Raw genomic sequence first — 25,464 nt, 5'->3', positions numbered from 1 at the left:
GTCAAAGTCAATTAGCGACGAGAGAAGTTATCTTTATTTGATAGCCAATCTTGGGCGACCGTCTTTTGCTCACCTGTCTGCATATCTTTAATACTAATCGTATTATCATCCAGCTCTTGCTGTGCGATGATGACTGTCAATGCCGCGCCTGACTTGTCCGCCTTCTTCATTTGCGCTTTTAGACTCGTGGCACTGGCCATCTTTACTCGTACATCTGGACGACTGTGACGCAAGTTCTGTGCATAGCTTATACCAGCACTATATACCTCAGGATGGGCCACAACGAATACATCACAAGCAGGTATATCAGAAATCGGCGCAACCGCTTCTATCAATAACAATAGACGCTCAAGCCCCATCGCAAAACCAACACCAGGCTCAGATTTTACTGGTTTACTACCATCTGTACCGATTGATTTTAATTGCCCGACTAGCCCATCATAACGACCACCCGCACAAACGGTAGCTTGGCTTCCAAGCTTATCTGTTACCCACTCAAATACCGTTTTATTGTAATAATCAAGGCCACGTACTAAGTGCGGATTGATTTCAAAATCGATGTTAAGCGCAGTCAGATAGGCTTTAACTTGCTCAAAATGCGCCACACTCTCTTCACCTAAGAAGTCAGCAAGCTTTGGCGCATCTGCCAATACTGCTTGCGTACTCGCTTCTTTACTATCCAAGATACGTAAAGGGTTAGTCGTTAGACGGCGCTTACTGTCTTCGTCTAGCTGGTCTTTTTATCAGTTAAATAGGCAACCAATGCTTCGCGATAAGCATAACGCTCATCCAACTCACCCAAACTGTTTAGTTGCAAACGCATCTCATTGTTGAGACCTAGCTCTTGCCACATCAAATGAGTCATCGCAATCAGCTCAGCATCAGCATCCGGTAGTGCGCTACCGAAGCTCTCGACACCTAACTGATGAAACTGACGATAGCGGCCTTTTTGCGGGCGCTCGTAGCGGAACATTGGACCGATATACCAAAGCTTGGGCGTATCACCACGTAGCAAGTTGTGCTCGATAACTGCACGTACTGCTCCAGCTGTGCCTTCAGGACGCAACGCTAATGGCGTTGGTGGCTCAGATTTATCAGTAAAGCTGTACATTTCTTTTTCGACAATGTCAGTCGCGCCGCCAATAGCACGGGCAAATAGATCCGTTTGTTCAACGATAGGCAAGCGAATATGCTCGTAACCGTACCTACCAAGTACATCAGCCAATATCGCTTCTAAATGCAGCCACTTTGCTGATTGGTCAGGCAAAATATCATTAAAACCTTTGATAGCTTTGATCATGGTACGGTCGTATCCTTAAATGTTTAACAGGTATTCTATTATTGTTTTCTATATATTCAAATAAGCGCTATATCTGATTGATACTGTGACGGTATAGCCTAACGTATCAATCTATTCTATGGCTTATTTTACGCGAATGATTTCATTTTCACGTTTTTTGCCAAATCTTCTGCATGGGCGCGAACCATACCTTCTATTTCATCAACCAGATTGCCTGTATCAATAAGGTGGCTTTTTTCACCCATACGATAGACCAGTGATCTAGGGGCAGCACCAACGATACCGATATCGGCCTCTTTTGCTTCTCCTGGACCATTCACCTTACAGCCGATCACAGATAGATTCATCGGTTCACGAATATCTTCTAAGCGAGACTCTAACGCTGTCATTACTTTAATCACGTCAAACTCTTGACGCGAGCAGCTTGGACAGGCGATAAAGTTTACACCGTTCGAGCGAATATTAAGCGATTTTAGAATATCAAAACCGATCTTAATCTCTTCTTCAGGCTCAGCAGCTAATGAGATACGAATAGTATCACCAATACCATCTAGCAATAATCCACCTAGCGCGATAGCAGATTTGACAGCACCCGTACGGTAGACACCCGCTTCCGTCACGCCCAAATGTAATGGGTTATCAATTTGCGCTGATATTAAACGATAAGCATCCAATGTCAAAAACACGTTACTGGCTTTGACAGATACTTTGTACTGGTCAAAGTTAAGACGCTCTAAAATATCAATATGGCGCATTGCCGACTCTAGCATCGCTTCGCCAGTTGGCTCAGTATACTTGCGCTGTATGTCTTTTTCTAAAGAGCCAGCGTTGACGCCAATACGAATCGGGATATTATGATACTTAGCACAAGCGACCACTTCACGTACTTTGGCATCGCTACCAATGTTACCCGGATTGATACGTAAGCAGTCAGCGCCCGCTTCAGCAACGGCCAAAGCGATTTTATGATCGAAATGCACATCAGCGATTAAAGGCACGCTCACCAATTTACGAATTTCACCAAAGGCTTTAACGGTATCCATTGTTGGCGTTGATACGCGCATCAGATCAGCACCTGCTTCGACACAACGCTCGATTTGAGCGACCGTCGCTGCTACATCACAGGTGTCAGTGTTGGTCATGCTCTGTACGCTAATTGGTGCATCACCACCAACCGCGACATCACCGACATAGATTTTTTTGGTCAGACGACGATTAATAGGCGATGGCATTGACATACATAAATCCTTGAATCAAAAATAGAAAAGCCCTAGGCCTTTGTACATATAATATAAACCAGCTAAATCCGGATACACATGTGCGCTTTATTCAAACATATGAGTGCTTCATTCAAACATATGAGTGCTTTATTTAAATTTGGCGCTTATACAATTAACTATGGTGCTAATTCAAAAGTAGCTTGCTTATCTGTTGCATACGTATCTAACGCGACTGGTTGTTGATTAAGCATCAAGCTAACATTGTCGATATTATCAATTTGCACATTAAACGGTGGCATACCTGACAAGTCATAGTTACCTGCAGACTGAGAACCGTTTATTAAGCTGTTTCCAGAAGCATCCGTGATACTAACCACAGCGTCGCTTGTCAATACAAGGTTTAGGGTAGCAGTCGTTGCAGCAGTACCTAAATTCAATGCAGAGCCAGAAGCACCCACGCCACTTGCATCACTATTGATGGCGGCACCTTGGGCTTGCTCTATCGCTGACATGTCTTCAACAGCTGATACAGGCTCTTGCGTGTTTTCTTTGCTAGCGTTACTCACCATGCGGAATAGGAACACCGCCAAGATAATCAATCCGATAACGCCTATGATCAATAGTGGGTTAAAGCGGATGCGGTTGTGAGTATCACGCTGCAAAGTCCCCATTGGGCGTAGTGGCGTATCGATATTGCTGGTTGATTTGGCCTTTAGCTCATTAGGATAGGCAGCATCGAAGCTACTAGCGATTTTTGCTGAATCTAAGCCCAAATATTTGGCATAGTTAATCGCAAAACCACGAGCAAATGCAGCCTGTGGTAGCTCAGCGAAGTTTTCGCTTTCTAAGGCCTCCAAATGACGCTTTAGAATGAACAGCTCAGCCGCCGCTGCTTCTAAAGTTACTTGCTTGTTTTTGCGGGCTTGCTGCAACACGGCACCAAATGATCCCTGAGCGTTAGATTGAGTGTTAGATGATGGGGTGATCATTTCCATGGTGCCTCTGGATTGTTAAGCCAAGTCTTAAGTTGTTTTGCTTCATCACTTAGCGGATAAGCGGATAAAAGCTGCTGTGCCAATTGCTGGCGCGTTGTTATATTATTTTGTGCTGCTGCAAGCTTGATACCTTGTAAGAGCAAGCGCGGGCTAATACCCTGCCCCTGCACCAATATCAGCGTCTCATCATACAGTCTCTGTGCCTGCGGTACACGCTGTTGGTTGAGCAATAAATCTACCAGTTCGATATGAGCAATAATACTATTACGATTGCCATCAAGTGCCCGTAAAAATGCTTTTGAAGCAGCACTATTATCACCTAACTGTAGATAAGTGCGACCTAGGTTTTCTAGCGCGCCAATACGGCCTTCATAGCCTAGCGTCGCCCCTGCAATCTCAAACTGTTCTGCTGCTTCACGATAGCGCTTTGTCTGTGACAGATACACGCCATAATTATTGTGTGCTTGTACAAAGTCTTTATCTAGCACGATTGCTTTTTGAAGTATTCATCAGCTTTGGCTAGATTGATACGGCTGCCTTCTTGCTGCAACAAAACGCCCATCATATCATAGGCTGGCGCATAACGGCTATCGGCAGCAAAGGCTTTTTCAAGCTGCTGCTGCGCGGTATCAAGCTCATTTTTTCGGATGTATTGCGCGGCAAGTGAGGTACGTACACGGGCGATTTCCTGCTGATCTAAATTTCGATCGTTGCTAGCACGCGTAGATGTTTGATAAGGAGAGTTACCTAGCAAATCATTAGTCGGTGTGGTCTGACAGCCACTTAATACAAGGACGCCAAATACTGCCGACAGCACTGCACGCTTTGGCAAAGCGGTTTGGGCAGCATTGATACTCGACTGCTTATAAAATTTAGAAAATGATTTTTGATATTTGAACTGACAAGAATTTTTAGAAGTCATCATAGCCGCCATCATAAAACTGGGATTCAATGCGTTCGATCTTCGAGACCTCAGTTTAATAGATTTAACCCCTATAAGTACAATTTAGTTGTTATTAATTGCCACGTTCTGCAATCTTGGCAGTCATTGCTACATTTTCTTACCATTGCGACAGACAAAAGACAGCTAAAACGCTATACCAATCAGATACAACGCTTATTTTCTAAAGAACTACTAAACACTTTCGCGATCTTTGATGCTCTGCTGCCACGCGGCTGAGCGTCTGGTACGATCGGCAACTTGTCCAACTAACTGACCACAGGCGGCATCGATGTCATCACCACGTGTTTGACGAATCGTACAAACAAAACCTGCTTCGCTCAGTATATTGCTAAACGCATGAATACGGTTGTTGCTTGATTTGTCATAGGGTGCATGTGGGAATGGGTTGAACGGAATAAGGTTAATTTTACTTGGTAACCCTTCTAATAGAGCAACCAACTGATGGGCATGCTCATTGCTATCATTGACGCAATCAAGCATCACATACTCGATTGTAACGTGTTTCTTATGACGTGGATTGACATCATAGACATAGTTTTTTGCCGCTGCAATCAACTCTTCTAACGGATATTTCTTGTTAATTGGTACCAACTCGTTACGCAGCTCATCATTTGGTGCATGCAGTGAAATGGCCAGTGCCACATCAATGTCTTGCGCTAACTGATACATTTTCGGGACGACACCAGAAGTCGATAATGTGACGCGACGCTTTGACAATCCATAAGCATGATCGCTTAGCATCAGCTCCATTGAACCTACCACAGGCTTATAGTTCAATAGCGGCTCACCCATGCCCATCATCACCACGTTGGTGACGTTGTTTTCCCATAGGCTATGGTCGACGTTTTCTAAACTTTCATTTTCATCTGTCATATATGACGCATTAGCGACCCATAACTGACCGATAATTTCAGCCGCACTTAAGTCACGCTCAAACCCTTGCTTGCCCGTACTACAGAAACTACAGTCTAGTGCACAGCCTACTTGCGAAGACACGCATAATGTCTTACGGCCATTTAACTTGCTATCATCTGCAGGGATAAGCACCGTCTCAACCAACGAGCCGCCAGTGACTTCAAATACCCACTTACGCGTACCATCATCACTATATTGACGATGAATCACTTTGGGCGGTACCACACAAGCATTAAGCGATAACTTGTCTCGCAACGATTTACTCAAATTGGTCATTTGCTCAAAATCTGTCACGCCATGCTGATAAATCCACTTAATCACCTGAGTAGATCGAAATGGCTTTTCGCCAATACTCTTGAAGTAATCAGCCAGTTGCGCTTGCGTCATACCCAATAGATTGGTTTTGGCATGTGCCTCATCTACTAGCTTAATGCTATCAGTAATCTTAGCAGGTACGTGCTGAGTAGGTGCTTGAACAGTTGACATAATAGGTAACCTTTTTGCAGAAGCTTAGATAAGCGGTGCAATTATTTATATGGGCTTTGCCATACATACATGGGTGCATGAGCAATCCGCTATGAGCGCAGTTTTTCGAATTAATGAAAACATGCTGATAAGGGATTGATAACGCTAAGTAAAATTAATAATGAGGCAAATCATTAAGAATTTCAATGAATAATATAACTATAGAACTCTAAAGCGGATACAAGGCAGCCGACTGCATATTGTACAAGTAGTACATCTGATGAGGGTAACGCCCTAGCAGTTTAGTAATTATCGGACTATAGGATTATTATAATAGCTAAAACGGCCTATACCCATAAGATATAAGCCGTCTCGCAAACCAATTATAAACAATCAATGTTGTAAATAATTCGTCTATAGTCAATCAAGTATAAAACTCATACAGGTAAGATCAGTCTAAATCGTAGCTGTCTTATTATAGCAGTTACCTCAAACAAATCGAATGCCGTAAGAGCTTATAGCTGGTTTACTATATTAGCGTGTACGTGCACAAACTTCATCATCGCTGAAGAAGTAGCTGATTTCACGTGCTGCTGATTCAGCTGAATCTGAACCATGTACTGCGTTTTCGTCGATGCTGCTAGCGAAGTCAGCACGGATAGTGCCTTCAGCAGCTTCTTTTGGGTTAGTTGCACCCATGATTTCACGATGCTGAGCGATAGCGTTTTCGCCTTCTAGTACTGATACCAATACTGGACCTGACATCATGAAAGATTTTAGGTCGTTGTAAAATGGACGCTCAGCGTGCTCAGCGTAAAAACCGCCTGCTTTTTCATCATCAAGTTGTAGCATTTTAGCTGCAACGATTTTTAGACCGGCTTGTTCGAAACGGCTATAGATAGCGCCAATGTGGTTGCCAGCAACTGCATCAGGTTTGATGATAGATAAAGTACGTTCGTTAGCCATGAGAAGCTCCTAATAAATGATAAATTCAATAAAATATGAAAAATTAATGCGTTGTTTTAGCTTTAGCCACAATGTTGACTTGGACTGTTTTACACAACTCATGGTATATCAGTGTATAACCATAAGCGCCAACATCGGATTGCTGCCTATTATAATGATTAAGGCCATAAATGATAGGGTTAATTTATGACCATACCTTGCATAAAAGTAAATTTATAACAGTATCTTACTTACATCCAAGTTAAGTACTCATCAACAACAGATGCATGAGCTATCGACTTACTTACCTTATCGCTACTCATATTTATCACTTATAGCTACCAGACTGATTTTATAGAGCATTTATATCATTATTAATGATTAGAAAACCCTCAACACACCTTGCTAAGAGTTTTGCTAATACATACTACCAATCAAAACATTTAATCATCTAAGCGACTGTCTCGACAACTACCTGCATTGCATTCACGCACACGTTCATTCAAAAAATTAACTCGATTAGCTGTCTTATTGGTGGCACAGCTCATATTGACAAAGAAACCATCACCATCGTTATAACTACATTGGTCGTTGCGCTCGCGCATCCACGCTAATTGTCCGCGTTTAAGCGTGGCTTTTTGCTGTTTGTTTAGGAGTTTACTCAATTTACTGTAAGAGTTGTTAAGCTCTTTATCTGCTTCTAAGTATACTTTCGTCAGGCAATATAGCCCATCAAAGTCATTGTTTGGTTTGTCACAGTTTTCTGCACCCCAAGCAAACATAGGCAACATGAAAGCTGCGGATGTAACTATTGCTATAGAGGTATTGCGAATCGTGGATTTAAGCGTATTCGTTGTCATAGCAAATTCCTTTTTGTATGTTGATAAAACCAAATCCGTCTATAATATCTTACACTTAATTAAGCCAAAATAATGTCAGTATATCCATTATTTATGATATTTTTAGATGATATTATAGCTAGTAGCCCTACTCTTACACTGTTGAAATTCAAGGTAATCAATCAATTTCTTGAAGTAGCACACACAAAAAACCCCAACGCTTAGCGTTGAGGTTTTTTATTAATACTAAAAACTATTTAATCAAGTTTGTAGTAAAAACTAAGCGTCGTACGGATCACGCAGTACGATCGTTTCTTCGCGATCAGGACCAGTTGAGATAATATCAACTGGGCAACCAATCAATGCTTCGATACGTTTGATATATTTTTTAGCATTTTCTGGAAGCTCATCATAGTTAGTAATACCAACAGTAGACTCGCTCCAGCCTTGCATTGTTTCGTACTTAGGCGTGACTGACTCGTAGAATTCAGCATCATGCGCGCCTGCACACTCAGTTTCAGGTAGGTTATAACCCACACCGATTAGCAATTCTTCAAGACCATCTAGTACGTCAAGCTTAGTCAAGCAAATACCTGACATAGAGTTAAGTACTACTGCACGGCGTAATGCTTCAGCATCGAACCAACCACAGCGACGGGCGCGGCCAGTTGTTGCACCAAATTCATGACCGACTTTGGCTAAGTGAGCGCCAACATCATCGAACAATTCAGTTGGGAACGGACCACTACCAACGCGCGTAGTGTACGCTTTGGTGATACCAAGTACATAGTCTAAATACAATGGACCGATACCTGTACCCGTTGATACACCGCCAGCAGTTACACTTGAGCTGGTTACAAACGGATAAGTACCATGGTCGATATCAAGTAGCGTACCTTGAGCACCTTCAAACATTAGGTTTTTGCCAGCCAGACGTAATTGATTTAGGTCTTCAGTTACATCAGTAACCATACCTTTAATCTCTTCTTTCCACTCTTTACAAAGCTTAAGCGTCTCATCAAAATCAATCGCTTCAACTTTATAGTATTCAGTCAGTTGGAAGTTATGGTATTCGATTAGGTTACGTAGTTTTTCTTCTAGATCTTCACGGAACAAATCAGCAAGTTTAATCGCACGACGTGCTACTTTGTCTTCGTATGCAGGACCGATACCGCGACCTGTTGTACCGATTTTACCGCTGCCACGCTTGGCTTCACGAGCTTGGTCAAGTGCCACATGATAAGGCATGATAAGTGGGCAATTAGGAGAGATACGTAGACGCTCACGTACTGGTACGTTGTTGTCTTCTAGCTCTTTCATTTCTTTTAGTAGTGCATCAGGTGCTAATACCACGCCATTACCGATAAAGCAAGTGACGCCTTCACGCAAGATACCTGATGGAATCAAATGCAAGACAGTGGTTTTGCCATCGACAACCAACGTGTGACCAGCATTATGACCGCCTTGGAAGCGGGCTACTGCTGAGGCTTTTTCGGTAAGTAAATCAACGATTTTACCCTTACCTTCGTCGCCCCATTGGCTACCCAAAACTACAACATTCTTACCCATGATCAATCCTTACCTTTATGTATTGAGGTGTGTGCAATAAAAGCTGAAAATTAAAATGATTTTCTTAGCTATATCTTTTTATCTCAGTGATTTATGAAATAGAAACACTGAGATATCTAACAAATAATTTTACGTTCTCATAATTTGTACTGAATAATTTTGGCTGCGTGCGCCATTCAATAGCCTACTATCAGACAGTTAAATAGTCTGTAGCTGCCATTGACTGTCATCAGCCATGCTCAAACGATGCGTAACATCATCTGGACTGTCCTGTGCATCTAACGGCATAGTGACGCGATAGCCTTGCTGACGTAGACTCTCTACTTGTTGCAGTAGCGTCTGCATCTCATCTGTATTTGCATTAGACAAAGCGGCAAAATCAACCAAGACAACGGTTGGCGCATCTAACTGTGTATGAGCCAGCAATCGGCTAACATCCATACTAAAGCCCGTGGCCGCGCGTAACGCTTGCGTCTGGCTTTGCATACCATCAAAACGACCACCACGTACTAGTGGCTGTGTTTCACTATTGATATAACCATTGAAGACGATGCCAGTGTGATAGTGATAACCTGATAGCTCAGTCACATCAATACTGACTGGGCACTGCCATTGGTCTTGTAGATAGTTTTTCAGACGCTGTAGCTCATCGATTGCCGTTGCGATTTGACTGTCTTGCTGCGCTGCATCTGATAATTTGGCTAATAGATTTGCGATATCATGACCAAAGCGTGCTAACACATAAAAATCATCACCCATTGGCAAAGCACGGCAAACACGTTTGAGCTCTGGTAGGTTTTTATTGGCATATAAATACATCAATTGCTCAGTATCACTGTCTGATAACTCAGCCAATTCAGCCAAACGTTTGAATATCGCTACATGACCCAAATCGATATGAAGCGCTGCACTCATATTGAGTTTATTTACCATCGTAAATAGCACATCTATCAGCTCAATATCTGCCGCTAGTGATGCACAGCCAAATATCTCAGCACCTAACTGTAGCGGCGTACGAGAGCCAAACAGACCTGATGGCAAGGTATGAATCACATCACCAACGTAACAATAACGCGCAATACCCGTACCGCCATGATGCGCATCTATACGCAAAATCTGCGGGGTAATATCAGCGCGAACGCCCATTAGGCGACCAGTCAACTGATCGATAATCTTAAAGGTTTGACGTTTGAGATCTTCTGATGCATCACTTAGCAAAGACTCAGTAAACTCAATCATCGGTGGGCAAACCAGCTGATAACCATGAGTAATAAGCTGCTCGATTAACTGATATCTAAGCACTTCTTGCTTATGCGCATCTTCAAACAGGACATCAACCACCCCATCAGGCAATAGCCAACTATTGGCAACATCACTGCCAAAGTTACTCAAATATGGCATGCGATTGGGTGCAGCACTGTTTTCGGCAGGCTGAGACACTGTTTCGTTGGTAGAATTTGGCTGGGCAGGTTTTGCAGAATCAGAACTAACAGACACAATAAATCCTTGTTTGGCGTATCGCTTACCAAAAACGCGGTACTGATGCGGTACTTAAAGGGTGATTTGCCGGGTATTGACGCTGTGAGTATTTATTTTTAACGCGCAACATCATTGACCCAATTATTTATAAACAAACCAGGTAACCGCAAAAGGGTGAATAATAAGTATAATTTAGAATGATAAGACGAGTATCTTTATGCGCTAAAAAATTGCGACAAATAATCAAGGCACTTTATGCTTTAGTTTAGCATAGCACTCAAGGTTCGCCTAGTGACAATTAGCCACAATCACCATCTAATTACAGTTCAATTGCTGCTTATGAGCTTAGCAGATGTGACAGTCATCGTTGATGTATTTGGCTCAATATTGGGCGAATAGCCGAGAGGTTTATTTTTTGTTAACCATAAGATAATGAGCGTGATTACGGCAGCGTCTTCGGCACAGACTCATGATACACTAACACATATTTTTATCTCGGAAGCCTTATGTCATCTGATTACCACCCAAACCCTGCCATCAACCAAACCAATGTCTTAGGCACTGCACTTGCCAGCTGTTGTTTCGATCCAATTACTGGCTATTATCGCAATGGTTTTTGCCATACTGGCAACCATGATGTTGGTCAACATACCGTCTGCGCTAAGATGACCAGCGAGTTTTTAAACTTCTCTGCCAGTCGCGGTAATGACCTAATTACCCCACTACCTGAATACAACTTTCCTGGTCTCAAACCTGGTGACTACTGGTGCATCTGTGCGCTACGTTGGGTTGAAGCATTGGACTTCGATATCGCACCGCAAATCAAACTAGAAGCTTGTCACGAGAGTCTATTGGCATTGGTAGATATCGATACGCTAAAAAGCTACGCCCTATAGAAAGCTATGCCCTATAGTTAGTATTGGCACACGATAAAACCGTAGCAGCGTTCACAGCATATTTGGATTATTGAATTTTTTTATTATATGACAGGAAAGTATATGGAAAATGATAATAATCAATTGATTAAAAAAACGGCTCATATTGCGCCTGATTCCAGTATGAATCATATCTATGCCAATATGAGTGACAAGCATCTCTATTCGGACGATGATGATAGCTATATCTATGGTGATGTGGACGCCACTACTGAAGACACTATCGAGACCATGACGGTCTACGATCCTGACTCTGAACGCTATGAAGATATTGACTCATCAAGTGCAGGCGAAGTGGTCAATTGCTACGCTTACTCACGTAAAACAGGTGAGAACCTTAATAGAGTGGCGCTCAATGATGTGAGTCGTACGCTAGGGAACAACGGTCAATTTATTTGGCTTGGGCTATATGATCCAAGCTTAGAAACCATGGTCAAAGTAAAGGAAGCCTTTGACCTGCATGAGCTAGCGATTGAGGATGCCTTTGCTGATCATCAACGTGCCAAAGTCGAAAACTACGATAATGACATGGTCTTTGTGGTGCTACGTACGGCCAAGCTAGAAGACAATGTCATTCGTTATGGTACTACTGCGATATTTATGGGTAAAAACTACCTCATTACGATTCGCAATGGTCCGTCAAACTCTTATGCGCCAGTACGTGAGCATTGTCATCGTCGTCCTGAGAAGTTACGCATGGGCCCTATCTTTGTACTGCATGCTATCCTCGATTTTATCGTTGATAACTATATGCCGATTACCGATCGATTGGGCCGTTACTTGCGCGAGCAAGAACGCTATGTATTTACCTCTGAGTTTGATAAAGGCACGCTAAAAAATCTTTACGAGCTTAAATCGCAACTGGTACATATGCGCGCCATCATCTTACCTGTGCAAGACATCTGTAGCTTTTTTATCAATCATAAAAAAGTGAGATTATCTCTGGATTTTCTCAAGCCGCTAAGCCTTACTTTCGCGATGTTAACGATCACCTATTGCACTCCCTAGATGCTATTAATGGTCTTAATGAAATGCTGAGCGTGGTGATGAACACCTATATGGCGATGGTCAATATGGGTCAGAATGAAGTCGTGCGTAAGCTCGCTGCATGGGCAGGTATTCTGGCAGTGCCGACAGCTATCGCTGGCATTTATGGCATGAACTTTGACTTTATGCCTGAGCTGCATTGGAAATACTCTTACCTTGTCATAATGGTCATTATTATCACCTTATGTAGCTATCTGTACTATAACTTCAAAAGATTGAAATGGTTGTAATACCAAACGCCAGGCATAAAAAAGAGCAACCGCTAGTCGCTCTTTTTATGTTGCTATCTTTTTATATTACTATCTAACTATTCACGGCGATGCTTGGTATGGCTATCGGGCGCTTGAGCATTATCAGGCAACAGTGCTTTAACCGTTAGATTTGCATGCTGCTTATCAAGATTATCCTCTGGGCGACCAAATGTTTTGGCCGTCCAAGTCAGGATTACAATAGAGCCGCTCAGTAGCATGATGGCCACGGAAATTGTCGCTAGCAGCCATAAATGGAAATAGTCTGAAACCGCCTGCACATCAACCACCAAATGTCGTGACAATGCTGTTATGGCAATAAATATCAAAAACTGTACTGGCAGTCGGTGGGTTTTAAAGTAAATACCTATCATAGCCAGTAGCTCAAGGTAAATAAATAACATTAATATGTCTTTTAGATCCGCTGAACCCTTTTGGACAATATAAATAAACTCTTTACCTGCGGTCCAAACAACAACCACACTGATTAGAAATAAAATAACGTAATGACAGACATCGACAAACTCTCTACCAATACCTTGTAGTCGCTCATGAACACCTACGTTTTTTTAGCCATGTTTAGGTCCTATCAACTGAAATGTGGTTGATTTAGCCTGAGTTTATGTTACCTCAGGCCCCTTATGTATCGGCAATCAGTATTCGTATGACTATCTTTTTAGCCGTTATTCAAACCCGCTGATTTTTCAGCAGCATCGACCGTTTGGCGAATAAGCGTGTTGATAGTCATTGGGCCAACGCCGCCTGGTACTGGCGTATAAGCACTGGCAATGTTTTCCATGCCTTGCATTTCGATATCACCAACACCGCCATCATCTGTCGGATGGAAACCTGCGTCAATGACAACCGCTCCTGATTTGATCCACTCCGCTTTAATAAGCTCAGGTACGCCTACGGCACCAGCCACGATATCTGCACGCTTGATATGTGCTGCCAAATCTTGAGTTCTTGAATGGCAGATAGTCACTGTACAGTTGGCATTCAATAGCATCATCGCCATTGGCTTACCTAAGATAGCACTACGCCCTACGACTACGGCTTCTTTACCTGATAGCTCGATATTATAATGCTCTAACAAATGCATAATGCCCTGCGGTGTGCATGAGCCATAAGCTGACTGCTGCATCGCCATACGACCAAAACCAAGACAAGTCACGCCATCGACGTCTTTTGCTAAGTCAATCTGCTCAAAACAAGCACGCTCATCAATATGCTCAGGAACCGGATGCTGTAGCAAAATGCCGTGTACATCTGGATTGCTATTTAACTCATCTATTTTTGCCATGAGCTGCTCAGTGGTCGTGGCACTCGGCATCTCAACGCGTATAGAGTCCATGCCAACACGCTTACAGGCGTTGCCTTTCATACGAACATAAGTGGCAGAGGCTGGATCGTCACCAACCAATATTGTCGCTAAGCTTGGGGTGCGGCCAGTCTTTTCCTTAATCGTATCTACGCGCGTGCGCAGATCCTGTTCTATTTGTTTGGCAAGTGCTTTGCCGTCCAAAACGGTAGCGGATTCTTGGGCAGTAGACATAGTAACTCCAATAGAGGGTACGATATAAAAAAATAAAGACAGCGCGCGCAAATACTTTGCATGCCTGTCCTTTGGTTCGTCAATCTTTGACTAAGAGTAATATTGTACCTGTGTACGCTACAAAATCCTAGCGTAAGATAAAGCCTGCGCACTGATAAATTTTCATAATAAGTCAATTAAATAGTATTACGTATTTATGGGTGAATACATCATTAACCAGTAAGGTATTGGTTTACGTGCTAAATTTGTTAAAATAGCGTAGAATAGTCAATCCAATTTTTTACATTGAGAAATGTAAACCCACCGACTCAAGGATATTATGATGAAAGACGAAAAATTACAGAAAGCACTCGCCCGTATGGGACTTGGTTCACGCCGTCAAATGGAAGAAGTCATCAAATCTGGCCGCGTAACGGTTAATAACGGTCCTGCGACCATCGGTGATCGCGTCTCGCAAGGTGATGAGATTCGCGTTGATGGCCGTCAAATCAAATACACTTCTGAAAATGAGAAGCGTCGCCGTGTTATCGCTTACTACAAGCCTGAAGGCGAAGTTTGCTCTGCTAAAGATCCAGAAGGTCGCCCAACTGTCTTTGAACGTTTGCCAAAGCTGACTCATGACCGCTGGGTAATGGTTGGACGCTTGGACATTAACTCAACTGGCCTATTGTTATTTACTAACGATGGTGAAATGGCGCATCGCTTGATGCATCCATCTGGTGAAGTTACTCGGGAATATGCGGTACGTGTATTGGGTGAAGTAACGCCTGATATCGCCCGTGCATTGACCGCTGGCGTCATGCTAGAAGATGGCCTTGCAAAATTTGAAGACATCAAAGAAGGCGGCGGCGAAGGCGTCAACAAGTGGTATCACGTCCAGCTAAAAGAAGGCCGTAACCGCGAAGTACGTCGTTTGTTTGAGTCACAAGGTCTAAAAGTTAGTCGTCTACTACGTACACGCTATGGCACGATTGTTCTACCAAAAGAGCTACGTACTGGTCGTTTCTTAGAGCTTGATAAAAAGAAATCAACACGTTGACGGATTTGGTCAGCTTGCGTCCACGTTATGGCACGGGTCTACATGGCGCAGCCAAAGAAAAACAAGAACGTATCAGAAACAAGCCGCTTAAAGCGCGTCGCACTGACACTCGTAACGATAACCGCAACAGCAGCGCGAAACCTAAAAGTAGTGCTAGCCCTGCCAGCCGTGGTACACGTAACACCCGTGATCGCAATGATAAGCGCTAGTTGATTTGGTTTAACATTACCCTAAATCTTTGATAGATTTAGGAGAAGCATGAAAAAGCGGTCAATGATGAATAGTCATTGACCGCTTTTTGTGTCTTTTTACAGGCCTTACAGTCGCTCAGTATAGATATAGCGGCTCAGCTATCGTGACTATTAATATAGTGTTTCATGACTCGCAGCTCTTGTAGCTGCTCCTCGTCTATTTGTGCCAGTAGTCTATCTAAACGCTGTTCGATGCTATCTAAAACACTCTGCAATAACTTACTAGCCTCTAGCCTCTTTTCGTTATTCTCATTATTGGCATTTATATTTGTTAATTGGTAATGAGTAGCTAGCATTTCGGGTAACCGTGTTTGCAGCATTTTATTTAATACAAACTGCGCTTCTGTTATCGCCGGTGTCTTATGTTGAGTTTGTAGGGCTGCTTGATAAGCGTGATAGCTGCTTACTTTTTCATCGATACGTTTTAACTGGCGCAATTTCTGCTCAGAAAACGTTTTTAAGTGCTGTTTATTTAACGTTAACTGCTGCAAACTTAATGTGGCTAATGACAAGGGTACATCGTAATCCTGATAAGTGAGTACGCCAGGTGAGATACCGACGGCTTTATGAAAAGCCTGCCAGCCTTTTCTACCTAAGTAAAAGGTAGTGACGGTCGTTACAATACCGATGCCTATTAAGATACTCATATACGCTTGCTCTTTACCCTTTCACCATTCAACTTTGTATTTATAGCTTAATATCTTTAGCGCTCACATTTTCACCAGTTGGGCTTTCAATCGCTTGGATATTTACATAACTGCTCGCATCACTACTGATATTACGACTGACATTGCTATCGGGCTTTTGAATATCTGTGTTATTAGCAGGGTTATCAAAACGTTTTTGGAGATAGCGATTGGTTGCAAGTAGTTTTTGACCGTCTTGATGATATGACGCGTTGAGCAGGTCATCGAACTGTATGTTAATTGTCTTAAGCACATCTAACAAGGCTTCTTTGCCCGTGACATTAGAATGTTTAATTTTGGTAGTGTCAGCGATTGCACTGTCTGCCACATCTAAATCATGCAAGCGGCGATAGTCAGCGACTGCTTGTGGTACATGCCTATCCATTAGGTTTTGAATCATAATATAAGTTTCATTGACAGTGTCTTTGTCATCAATTTTGCCATCATTATTGGTATCGCCATACATGACACGCAGCTTTTCGCCTTTTGTGTTAATTTGCTCCAGAGCAGTTTTGACTTCGACGGGTAGGCTTTTTTCAGGTATATAACCCAGTTGCGGCATCGCCTTATATTCGAGCATTTTGGGTGCTGTGACTTTTTAATGCCACGGTAACCTAGATATAATCCAGCCGCTGGCAACAGCCCATACAGAACAAACATTACGAACATCGCAGTCATTTGGGTCATTATATTGTCCTTATTACTTATCAGAATGTCGTGGCTGATTTCTTATGGTTGATATCATTAAACAAAAAAATAAGGCTCTATTAAAGCCCTATATTGTTATGCACCGGGTCGATTTTGTCTTTTGATAATACTTAACCTTTGCAAGTGTTCAAAAAAACATCATCAAAGAACATTTAACTTTGCGTACGGCTCTTAACATAACGGTGGGTTGAGGCAAGGCGGTTCAAAACTGTCTGATGCAATTCATCCAATAGTTCGTCAAGCTCATAGTCAATCTCTAAAAACAAATCTGTCAGCATATCACCGGCCGTCATCTTGCCCTGCACCATGTTATTTTTGGTGCGATGCGGACTGAAGCGTTGTAGCTGCTCATAATGATGCAATGCCTCAGGGATACTTTCGGATACTAGCTTGTCGATGACGAACTGACGCTCATTATGTTGCTGCTGTTGCTGTTCGTTTAGCTCACTACTCCACTCACGATAACGCTTTAGCTTACCGTTGATACGATCTAATATCGCAACGGCTTCGATAGGCATGGCATTTAGGGTGGTTTCATCGACCACATCAACAAGCTCAGTCATAATCGGACAACGTCCATGTTTGAGATACCACAAAGTATCTGGGTCAAAAGGCGGTCTATTGGTTGGGCGCATTTGAGCACGATTACTCAGATAGCGATCGGTCAAGGGTGTGGATGATTGGCTATCACTGACTTGTGCCAACGCATCACATATACGGTTTACACGTTCAGGCGGAGTCAGTGTAGAACGCTTTTGTACTGCATGATTGCTATCACTATTGGCAGCCGCATCCTGTTCATGATTGACACTCATCTCCTGAGCATTCCTTGCTGCCAATGTCGGTAGGTCATCTTGAGCTTGCCCAAATGACTGTAGCATTCTTGTCAAACTGACTACCATGACTTGCTCTGCCCCTCGTTTATTACACTCACATTGTGCTCATATTGCATACATTCATTCAATAGCGTATCTTAGCAGGTTTTTGCTGGCCTGCCAGTAATCAAAATGTCACCATTCCTACACGCCAACCGTTAAGCACCGTACTATGAATGCTCCCGATTATATTTCTGGTTTCCTACTCGGCCTCTCACTTATCTTAGCGATTGGCTCCCAAAATGCCTTTGTACTCAAACAAGGCATCAAACGTGAACATATCTTTTTTATCTGCCTGTTTTGCGCAGTGAGCGATGCACTACTAATTTCGGCGGGTGTCGCTGGTTTTGGTGCTGTAACGGCTCGTTATCCACATGCTGTCGACATAGCCAGACTGGCAGGCGCACTATTTTTGCTAATTTACGGCTTGCAGAGCCTATATGCCAGCATTAGAAAATCACATGCAATGACTGTCGAAGGGCAAGTCGTGAGTAGCTTGAAAAAGCTTTGTTACTATGCTTTGGCTTTACTTGGCTAAACCCGCACGTCTATCTAGATACATTGGTACTCGTCGGTATGGTTTCTACGGGTGCAAGCAGTAAATTGACGTTTGCCGCAGGTGCAATTAGCGCTTCGTTCTTTTTCTTCTTTGCGCTTGGGTATGGTGCGCGATTACTCAGGCCTCTATTCGAGAAGCCTAAGGCATGGAATATACTGGATGCTTTGGTGGGGTTACTGATGCTGTATCTGGCTTGGCATTTGTATCAAAGCTGATAGAAGTATGACTGAGAAATGATAAATAAGCTGATTGTTGAATAAACTGAATGACGTCGATATCCGCTAACCACTGTATAAATATATATGGTTAGCGATAATATTGTATTGATCATTTACATCAAGCTAGGAAAGAGCGTACGCAGTCCATTAACGATAATCTCGATAGAAACGGCTGCCAATAGCATACCCATGATTCGGCTCATGATGTTCAAGCCAGTATCGCCTAGTAAGCGACTGATACGACCTGCCGCCATCAATGCCAAATAGCAAAACAGACTGATAAATAAGCCAGCAATCAAAATGGCAGATACCTGCAAAATACCTGATACTTGTGAAGAATAAATAATAACCGTGGAGATACCACCAGGCCCAATCATCATCGGAATCGCGAGGGGAACCACGGCAGCCGCCATCGAGACTGGTGCATCTTTCACATGATCAACATCGAAGTTCTCTTGATCAGGTTTAACAGGGTTACCCTCTCCATTCATCATATTTAGGGCAATTAAAAACACCAAGATACCGCCAGCCAATTGGAACGATCCAATAGAAATACCAAGGGTTTTTAGGAGCGTCTCACCTGCAAGCGTAAAAAGCTGATGGTGATAAAAATAGTCAGACAAGCAACGCGCGCGACTTTACGTCGATTGTTCATCGAATAGCCGCGAGTCAAATCCAAAAACAACGTCAATGCGCTGAAGGGATTGATCAATACCATGAAGGCTAGGATTATCTTGATAATTTCAGTATTCACTGAGCGCTCACTTGTCTATTGATACCACTGGTGCAAAAAGATAAGGCCATCGTGCAAGTGCAACGATGACCCAATAGGCAGTTAAAAACGACATTGTAGCTTATATTCTAACATAGGCAGATAAGCTAATAAAATCATTAACTTTGCGCCGTTATGCCTACATGTCACCTTAGTAAAGTTTCAGTGTAAAAACAAGCATTTAACCGATTATCAGTACAAGCTGTCAGTATAAATTGCCATTCTATTAACTCGGTGATAGCCCTTGTCATAAAATCAAGCGTATATAACGCTATTAGCCTTTATTACGCCTGCACTTATGCACTAAAATCTAACCCAATATCTAAAGCAGTCGTACTGTGCGTCAAATAACCCATCGCGATAAAATCAACCCCTGTACTTGCCGCCGCTTGTACTGTTTCAGGCGTAATACCACCTGAGGCTTCAGTCTTTGCGCGACCCTTACACATAGTAACCGCTTGCGACAATGTTTCAGGCGACATGTTGTCTAATAGCACTAAACTCACACCTGCATCGAGCGCTTGCTCTAATTGCTCTAGCGTATCGACTTCGACCTCAATAGGAATCAGATGCCCAGCAAATTTCTGTGCTTGCTGAATGGCCGTTTTGATGTCACCAGCAATAGCGATATGATTGTCTTTAATTAAAATCGCATCATCTAATCCCAAGCGATGATTACGTCCGCCGCCGCAGCGTACGGCGTATTTTTGTACAATACGTAAGCCTGGAATGGTCTTGCGTGTACAAGTAATTTGCGCAGGATATTGCGCCACACTATCGACAATTTGACGGGTCGCTGTCGCAATACCGCTAAGATGGGTCATAAAGTTCAGTGCCGTGCGTTCTGCTGTCAACAGGTGACGCGCGTTACCTTTTACCGTCGCTAACACTGCGCCAGCCTCTACTGTTTCGCCATCCTGTACTTGTGCAATAAACTCAATTTGCGTATCGACTAAGGCAAAAGACAAACATGCCAAATCGATACCGCATATAACGCCTGCTTGCCGCGCCTTGATCTGTAGCTGCGCTTGCATATCTGCTGGGATAGTAGCTTGTGACGTTACATCACCACGCCTACCCAAATCTTCAGTTAGTGCATTCTCAACCAATGGCTTGAGCAATACGTCATCCAATGCTGGCTCTTTTTCAATTGTCATCTTTGACCCTTATCTAGGCATGATATTGATAGAAACTGCTCGTCATTTAAACTCAAAATGAGCATAAATATAGCGTAAAGTTAGCGACCCTGCAAGGAAAGGTGGCAAATTTTTCGTCTTACAAACCGATTTAGAGATACAACGGACTGGCTTGACATGACTATTTGCGCTTAGGAAGTTTGCTATCCATCAGTAAACTCTGTAGCTCGATATCATGGCGGAAGCGATATAACTTGGCAGGACGACCGCGCTGAGCAGTACTACTCTCTCCTGTCTCCATCACTAGATTTTGCGAATCAAGCAATCGACGAAAGTTTTGCTTGTGCAAACGCACTCCTGATAACGCCTCAACACTCTGCTGCAACTGCGATAAGGTAAAGACGTCTGGCATCAAACCAAAAATAAGCGGTCTATATTCAATCTTCGCGCGCAGTCTTGAGATAGCAGTAGCGATCACGCGACGGTGATCGTAATACATCGGTACACCTATGCGTTGTGACCAGTCTTCTGGCAAAGCAACAGCCTGATAGTTGGGCGGATAATTAGGGGCTTCGGGTATCAGACCTGCTTCATAAAGCATCTCATAGCGTAGTAATACATGCTCTGCAATCCATCCTCTACTTTCATTATCGTGTTCGTTGACTGATTGGCTGTCTGTCAATTTACCACTTGCTAAAAACGCTTCGTCCAGCCCCCAACATAAGCAAATGCGCTGACGCCTGCGCTGTTGGACAATCGGGCCGTGGGCAGTATTGGCCCATTCGAGTAGTGCTGGCACGATAAAGTCCATAATGATGCTGGGCATACCGTCCAAATGATTTTCCCATGGGAAGTAATCATACCAATCTCGCCAGAGTGCTTTGCTTTGGAGTACCTGCGTTTGCGTCTCTTGCACCAAACCCAAATAACTCACATACACCAACGCATGACCGTCTATGTTGCGTCTATTGGTATCGACAAAGGTATATAACTGCTCTAAATATCCAAGCGGTTGCTGCGTTTGCTCTTCTACCCACTGACGTACGCCCGCTTGTAGCGAGCGATGTAGCGGCATAAGTGGCCCATTTGGCAACAGCTTACCTTGGTCAACGGTTAGAACGCGCGCGATATGATCGGTGATAGCAACCAATACGGCGACCACTTCTGTCGTGCCGCTACCTTGCTGGTGCGCATGTGAATAAGACAACGTCATGGCTTTGGGAATTATCCTTTTTCTCTGAAATGTGAAAGGCTACTGGGGTTAATAGCTATGGTATGACTTAGTATAGCTCGAATCTAAAACTATCATAGTCTGTGGTTGTAAGTATGAAAAATCAATAACGATAAATAGTCATAAGAGGCATGAATTAGCATCATTTCCAAGCTCAGCACGGCTTAACTGCACGTCATTTTGGGCACTAAAAACCAATCTTTTGACTTATTGAGTATAAAAACCACTTGTAATTATGCTCAAAATGAGCATAATTAAGACAACTTATAGATTTGTTATGTCCAATTCCCACATTTTTAGCACATACATTTATCGTTATTGCACCAAAAAAGGCTGCCATTATGAAAAAATATCCTTACGACGCACCTATCATGAGTACGGACAATCGCATCGCCACTCAGATGAACATTGAATACGCCAAGGCTAAAATGCCAGCAGACTTGCCTCGCGCTGAACGCATCGTAGTCGAAGAAAATATCAAGAAGCTACTAAAAGAGAATAATGCCGTACTGGTAGCACACTACTATGTCGACCCTTTTATCCAAGACTTGGCATTGGCAACCGGTGGCTGCGTCGGTGACTCACTTGAAATGGCTCGGTTTGGACAAGCTCATAGCGCTCAGACTTTGGTTGTCGCTGGTGTGCGCTTCATGGGTGAATCGGCAAAAATATTGAGCATGGAAAAGACCGTCCTCATGCCAGATTTAGAAGCCGAATGCTCGCTCGATTTAGGCTGTCCTGCTGACGAGTTTTCAGCATTTTGTGATGCCCATCCTGAACGTACTGTGGTCGTCTACGCCAATACCAGCGCCGCAGTAAAAGCGAGAGCTGATTGGGTGGTCACCTCATCTGTCGGTATCGACATCGTCCGTCATTTACATGCCCAAGGTGAGCCAATTATTTGGGGCCCTGACCGTCATTTAGGCAAATACATCGCTCGTGAGACTGGTGCAGATATGCTGCTGTGGCAAGGGTCTTGCTTGGTACATAACGAATTTAAAGCCACTGAGCTAATGCAATTAAAAGAGGAACATCCAGAGGCCAAAGTCTTGGTGCATCCTGAGTCACCTGATAGCGTGGTTGAACTAGCCGATGTTGTCGGCTCGACTAGCAAGCTTTTGCAATCAACGTACGAGATGGATGCTGATACCTTTATCGTCGCTACTGATTTAGGCATATTGCACGAGATGCAAAAACGCTCACCAAACAAGCGATTCTTGGCCGCACCAACTGCTGGTGAGAGTGCAAGCTGTAAGAGCTGCGCGTTTTGTCCTTGGATGGCCATGAACGGTCTAAAAGGTATTGAGCAGTGCTTAACCAATCAAAGCGGTGAAGTGCTAATGACACCTGAGCTGGCGACTGCAGCAAAAAACCATTACAACGGATGCTTGATTTTGCTGAAGCACAAAAGCAACGTGTAGCCGCCAGTGGCGACATAGTAAAAGACCGTACACTGTTCGCTAACGTTGGGGCAGCCTAGCATGAGTCAGTCGCATTCAGTTGATCGTTCCAGCACCACTAGTTATATAAATAACAGAGGCAACAGTGATATGAGTAATATTATAAAAACTGATGTTCTTATCATTGGGGCTGGTCTGGCAGGTTTGAGCACCGCGCTATCTCTGCCAAAATCGCTGAATATCACTGTTTTAAGCAAAGCGGCACTTGAGGTTTGCTCAAGTCACTATGCTCAAGGTGGTATTGCTGCCAGCTTAGACAAAAATGACTCTGTGTCTGAGCATGTTGCTGATACCTTAGTGGCTGGTGCAGGACTTTGCACACCTGACAATACTGCCAGTATTTTGGGTGCAGGACAGCAGGCGGTACAGTGGTTATGTGAGCAAGGTGTGCCATTTACTCAAACCACTTTAACTAAAGAAAATGATAATGCATCTGATTTTGCAGTCTTAAAAACCAGTGACTTACACTTGACTAAAGAAGGCGGTCATGGCTGTAGACGTGTGGCTCATGCGGATGATGCAACGGGTCGACACGTGATGGACGCATTAACTATCAAAGCACAGACTGCGGCCAATATCACTATCTTGCCTTATCATGAAGCATTAGAGTTACTAACTTCACCTATGATTGGTGACTCTTCTTTTAGCATGAACGATAGCGAGATTAAATATTGCCGAGGGGCGCTGGTCTTTGATCATATCAATGAGCGCCAACTCACCATTTATAGTTCAGCTGTCGTACTCGCTAGTGGTGGCTTAGGTCAACTATTCAAGCGTGCCAGCGCGCCTAATGTCTGTGTTGGTGATGGCGTCATGATGGCATGGCAGGCAGGCTGCCGCTTAGCAAATTTAGAATTTATTCAATTTCACCCAACGGGTCTGGCATTAGATGACAGTAGTTTTTTGATATCTGAAGCGTTACGCGGTGAAGGTGGACGACTCTATTGTCCACAGACTGGTACGCGCTTTATGTTAGACGTTGATAAGCGCGCTGAGTTGGCGCCACGCGATATCGTCGCTCGGGCAATAGCCAATCAGATTAGTAGTAACGGACTTGGCTACGTGCATCTTGATGTCAGTCACTTGCCAGCCGCATTTATACAGGCACATTTCCCGCAGATTTATCAGACGCTGCTAGCACTCGGCATCGATATGACCACAGACCCTATTCCGGTCGCTCCGACTGCCCATTATAGTTGTGGCGGCGTGGTGACTTGCGCCAATGGTTTGACCGACATTGCAGGGCTGTATGCAGCAGGTGAAGTTGCTTATACAGGACTACATGGAGCCAACCGTTTAGCAAGTAATTCATTGTTGGAGTGTGTGGTGGTTGGTCGCAACATCGCCGCTAATTTGCCTTGTTATCTAAAAAAATTGGAACGCTTAAAAAACTTAGAAGCTTTAAAGAAAACGGCTGAAGCTTTAGAAAAAATGGCACAGCCATATACGACTGCCTATTATGGACTGCATCAGTTAGCTGCCGATATTTGGCAATCTCCGACACTAAAAAATACTCAATTTGTCATCTTGGCATCTTCCAAGCAGTCATCGTATCCAACTTATAAGGTCGATAAGGCGTTGCATTCTGACGTAGATATTGCAGAGATAACTATAGCATTGAAAGCTCTTTTGACAGCCAATATGGGCATCACACGTAGCAATGAAAAATTAGAGCAAGCATTGCGACAAATTGAGCAGTGGCAAGAGTCAATCGAATATAATAAAACCATGCTATCTGATATGAGCAGTAAAGCCCCTACTACTTACAGTGAGCTTGTCATTTTTCAATTGGCGAGGCAATTAGCGTTAGCAACGATGATTGTTCAATCGGCTTATCAGCGTTTTGAGAGTCGCGGTGGGCATTACCGTGAGGATTATCCTAACTTAGCTGAAACGCCTTTAACCAGTATCATTCTGCCATTAAGAAAAACTACGCTTAGCTCATTTTCTCACATTATAGAAAATGAGTGTTGTCCGATACCTGTTACTGACCATATTTAAGCGTACGACAGATAATAGCCAAACCCATTAAGGGCGATATCTAACACTATAG

At 43.4% G+C, this 25,464-nt stretch carries 17 protein-coding genes and 7 pseudogenes; 6 read left to right on the top strand and 18 right to left on the bottom strand.

Features of this window, described 5'->3' with window-relative positions; all coding sequences use genetic code 11:
• Nucleotides 1-11: 11 nt before the first annotated feature.
• The 10 genes and pseudogenes from hisS to ACOBWA_RS04075 form a co-directional block, all read right to left on the bottom strand.
• Nucleotides 12-1,300: pseudogene (gene hisS / locus ACOBWA_RS04120) on the bottom strand (histidine--tRNA ligase).
• 123 nt (nt 1,301-1,423) lie between these two features.
• Nucleotides 1,424-2,538: pseudogene (ispG, locus tag ACOBWA_RS04115) on the bottom strand (flavodoxin-dependent (E)-4-hydroxy-3-methylbut-2-enyl-diphosphate synthase).
• Between the two features lie 158 nt (nt 2,539-2,696).
• Complete coding sequence (locus ACOBWA_RS04110; RefSeq protein WP_420230714.1) at nt 2,697-3,509, bottom strand: helix-turn-helix domain-containing protein; 813 nt, start codon at nt 3,507-3,509, stop codon at nt 2,697-2,699.
• A complete protein-coding gene (locus ACOBWA_RS04105; RefSeq protein WP_420230277.1) occupies nt 3,506-4,003 on the bottom strand; it encodes a hypothetical protein in 498 nt (165 codons plus the stop codon). Before ACOBWA_RS04105 ends, ACOBWA_RS04110 begins: the two co-directional genes overlap by 4 nt.
• The gene (locus tag ACOBWA_RS04100; protein ID WP_420230276.1) at nt 3,997-4,440 is read right to left on the bottom strand and encodes a tetratricopeptide repeat protein; all 444 of its coding nucleotides are present in this window, start codon (nt 4,438-4,440) and stop codon (nt 3,997-3,999) included. Before ACOBWA_RS04100 ends, ACOBWA_RS04105 begins: the two co-directional genes overlap by 7 nt.
• A 210-nt stretch (nt 4,441-4,650) precedes the next feature.
• Nucleotides 4,651-5,880, bottom strand: a complete 1,230-nt coding sequence (gene rlmN / locus ACOBWA_RS04095) for a 23S rRNA (adenine(2503)-C(2))-methyltransferase RlmN (RefSeq protein ID WP_420230275.1) — start codon at nt 5,878-5,880, stop codon at nt 4,651-4,653.
• Nucleotides 5,881-6,393: 513 nt separating this feature from the next.
• Nucleotides 6,394-6,825 (bottom strand): nucleoside-diphosphate kinase, encoded by a 432-nt coding sequence (ndk, locus tag ACOBWA_RS04090; protein WP_057759031.1) that lies wholly within the window; start codon nt 6,823-6,825, stop codon nt 6,394-6,396.
• A 422-nt stretch (nt 6,826-7,247) separates the two neighbouring features.
• A complete protein-coding gene (locus ACOBWA_RS04085; RefSeq protein WP_101206216.1) occupies nt 7,248-7,664 on the bottom strand; it encodes a lysozyme inhibitor LprI family protein in 417 nt (138 codons plus the stop codon).
• Between the two features lie 258 nt (nt 7,665-7,922).
• Nucleotides 7,923-9,212, bottom strand: coding sequence for an adenylosuccinate synthase (locus ACOBWA_RS04080; RefSeq protein WP_057759029.1), 1,290 nt, complete (start codon nt 9,210-9,212; stop codon nt 7,923-7,925).
• A gap of 198 nt (nt 9,213-9,410) precedes the next feature.
• Nucleotides 9,411-10,709 (bottom strand): ATP phosphoribosyltransferase regulatory subunit, encoded by a 1,299-nt coding sequence (locus tag ACOBWA_RS04075; RefSeq protein WP_420230274.1) that lies wholly within the window; start codon nt 10,707-10,709, stop codon nt 9,411-9,413.
• A 488-nt stretch (nt 10,710-11,197) separates the two neighbouring features.
• On the opposite strand from ACOBWA_RS04075, the gene ACOBWA_RS04070 reads away from it, so the two are divergent.
• Entirely contained in the window at nt 11,198-11,587 is a 390-nt protein-coding gene (locus ACOBWA_RS04070) for a DUF2237 family protein (protein WP_057759025.1), read from the top strand.
• A 162-nt stretch (nt 11,588-11,749) separates the two neighbouring features.
• Nucleotides 11,750-12,903, top strand: a pseudogene (gene corA / locus ACOBWA_RS04065) (magnesium/cobalt transporter CorA).
• Nucleotides 12,904-12,980: 77 nt separating this feature from the next.
• On the opposite strand, the gene ACOBWA_RS04060 reads toward corA, so the two are convergent.
• Together ACOBWA_RS04060 and folD are read right to left on the bottom strand one after the other, a co-directional pair.
• Nucleotides 12,981-13,403 (bottom strand): phosphate-starvation-inducible protein PsiE, encoded by a 423-nt coding sequence (locus tag ACOBWA_RS04060; RefSeq protein WP_420230273.1) that lies wholly within the window; start codon nt 13,401-13,403, stop codon nt 12,981-12,983.
• Between the two features lie 194 nt (nt 13,404-13,597).
• Nucleotides 13,598-14,476, bottom strand: a complete 879-nt coding sequence (gene folD / locus ACOBWA_RS04055; protein WP_420230272.1) for a bifunctional methylenetetrahydrofolate dehydrogenase/methenyltetrahydrofolate cyclohydrolase FolD — start codon at nt 14,474-14,476, stop codon at nt 13,598-13,600.
• Between the two features lie 322 nt (nt 14,477-14,798).
• Here folD and rluB point away from each other — a divergent pair.
• Nucleotides 14,799-15,724: pseudogene (gene rluB / locus ACOBWA_RS04050) on the top strand (23S rRNA pseudouridine(2605) synthase RluB).
• 137 nt (nt 15,725-15,861) lie between these two features.
• Here the strand turns inward: rluB and ACOBWA_RS04045 are convergent.
• From ACOBWA_RS04045 to ACOBWA_RS04035, 3 genes are all read right to left on the bottom strand, one after another.
• Nucleotides 15,862-16,413 (bottom strand): hypothetical protein, encoded by a 552-nt coding sequence (locus tag ACOBWA_RS04045; protein WP_420230271.1) that lies wholly within the window; start codon nt 16,411-16,413, stop codon nt 15,862-15,864.
• 40 nt (nt 16,414-16,453) lie between these two features.
• A complete protein-coding gene (locus ACOBWA_RS04040) occupies nt 16,454-17,032 on the bottom strand; it encodes a hypothetical protein (RefSeq protein ID WP_420230270.1) in 579 nt (192 codons plus the stop codon).
• A gap of 280 nt (nt 17,033-17,312) precedes the next feature.
• Nucleotides 17,313-18,041, bottom strand: a complete 729-nt coding sequence (locus ACOBWA_RS04035; RefSeq protein WP_420230713.1) for a hypothetical protein — start codon at nt 18,039-18,041, stop codon at nt 17,313-17,315.
• 166 nt (nt 18,042-18,207) lie between these two features.
• Here ACOBWA_RS04035 and ACOBWA_RS04030 point away from each other — a divergent pair.
• Nucleotides 18,208-18,809, top strand: a pseudogene (locus ACOBWA_RS04030) (LysE/ArgO family amino acid transporter).
• A 116-nt stretch (nt 18,810-18,925) separates the two neighbouring features.
• On the opposite strand, the pseudogene ACOBWA_RS04025 reads toward ACOBWA_RS04030, so the two are convergent.
• The 3 genes and pseudogenes from ACOBWA_RS04025 to ACOBWA_RS04015 all read right to left on the bottom strand — a co-directional run bounded on the left by ACOBWA_RS04025 (nt 18,926) and on the right by ACOBWA_RS04015 (nt 21,933).
• Nucleotides 18,926-19,530, bottom strand: a pseudogene (locus ACOBWA_RS04025) (MarC family protein).
• 350 nt (nt 19,531-19,880) lie between these two features.
• On the bottom strand, nt 19,881-20,741 hold the full coding sequence (nadC, locus tag ACOBWA_RS04020; protein WP_420230269.1) for a carboxylating nicotinate-nucleotide diphosphorylase: 861 nt from the start codon (nt 20,739-20,741) through the stop codon (nt 19,881-19,883).
• Nucleotides 20,742-20,901: 160 nt separating this feature from the next.
• Nucleotides 20,902-21,933: an NUDIX hydrolase gene (locus ACOBWA_RS04015; RefSeq protein WP_420230268.1), complete on the bottom strand. Its 1,032-nt coding sequence runs from the start codon at nt 21,931-21,933 to the stop codon at nt 20,902-20,904.
• Between the two features lie 359 nt (nt 21,934-22,292).
• On the opposite strand from ACOBWA_RS04015, the pseudogene nadA reads away from it, so the two are divergent.
• Nucleotides 22,293-23,431 (top strand): annotated as a pseudogene (gene nadA / locus ACOBWA_RS04010) (quinolinate synthase NadA).
• 70 nt (nt 23,432-23,501) lie between these two features.
• Nucleotides 23,502-25,412 (top strand): L-aspartate oxidase, encoded by a 1,911-nt coding sequence (gene nadB / locus ACOBWA_RS04005; RefSeq protein WP_420230267.1) that lies wholly within the window; start codon nt 23,502-23,504, stop codon nt 25,410-25,412.
• Nucleotides 25,413-25,464 lie beyond the last annotated feature (52 nt).

The sequence above is a fragment of the Psychrobacter sp. ER1 genome (assembly GCF_048631835.1).
GTDB lineage: Bacteria > Pseudomonadota > Gammaproteobacteria > Pseudomonadales > Moraxellaceae > Psychrobacter.
The sequence above is the reverse complement of the archived record's forward strand: the minus strand, read 5'-3'. Positions and strand labels throughout refer to the sequence as shown.

Excerpts from the sequence above, each read along its gene's own strand:
- ACOBWA_RS04110 (WP_420230714.1), bottom strand. The coding sequence starts at position 3,509 with ATGATCACCCCATCATCTAACACTCAATCTAACGCTCAGGGATCATTT.
- ACOBWA_RS04100 (WP_420230276.1), bottom strand. The coding sequence starts at position 4,440 with ATGATGACTTCTAAAAATTCTTGTCAGTTCAAATATCAAAAATCATTT.
- rlmN (WP_420230275.1), bottom strand. The coding sequence starts at position 5,880 with ATGTCAACTGTTCAAGCACCTACTCAGCACGTACCTGCTAAGATTACT.
- ndk (WP_057759031.1), bottom strand. The coding sequence starts at position 6,825 with ATGGCTAACGAACGTACTTTATCTATCATCAAACCTGATGCAGTTGCT.
- ACOBWA_RS04085 (WP_101206216.1), bottom strand. The coding sequence starts at position 7,664 with ATGACAACGAATACGCTTAAATCCACGATTCGCAATACCTCTATAGCA.
- ACOBWA_RS04080 (WP_057759029.1), bottom strand. The coding sequence starts at position 9,212 with ATGGGTAAGAATGTTGTAGTTTTGGGTAGCCAATGGGGCGACGAAGGT.
- ACOBWA_RS04070 (WP_057759025.1), top strand. The coding sequence starts at position 11,198 with ATGTCATCTGATTACCACCCAAACCCTGCCATCAACCAAACCAATGTC.
- folD (WP_420230272.1), bottom strand. The coding sequence starts at position 14,476 with ATGTCTACTGCCCAAGAATCCGCTACCGTTTTGGACGGCAAAGCACTT.
- ACOBWA_RS04045 (WP_420230271.1), bottom strand. The coding sequence starts at position 16,413 with ATGAGTATCTTAATAGGCATCGGTATTGTAACGACCGTCACTACCTTT.
- ACOBWA_RS04040 (WP_420230270.1), bottom strand. The coding sequence starts at position 17,032 with ATGCTCGAATATAAGGCGATGCCGCAACTGGGTTATATACCTGAAAAA.
- ACOBWA_RS04035 (WP_420230713.1), bottom strand. The coding sequence starts at position 18,041 with ATGCTACAGTCATTTGGGCAAGCTCAAGATGACCTACCGACATTGGCA.
- nadC (WP_420230269.1), bottom strand. The coding sequence starts at position 20,741 with ATGACAATTGAAAAAGAGCCAGCATTGGATGACGTATTGCTCAAGCCA.
- ACOBWA_RS04015 (WP_420230268.1), bottom strand. The coding sequence starts at position 21,933 with ATGACGTTGTCTTATTCACATGCGCACCAGCAAGGTAGCGGCACGACA.
- nadB (WP_420230267.1), top strand. The coding sequence starts at position 23,502 with ATGAGTAATATTATAAAAACTGATGTTCTTATCATTGGGGCTGGTCTG.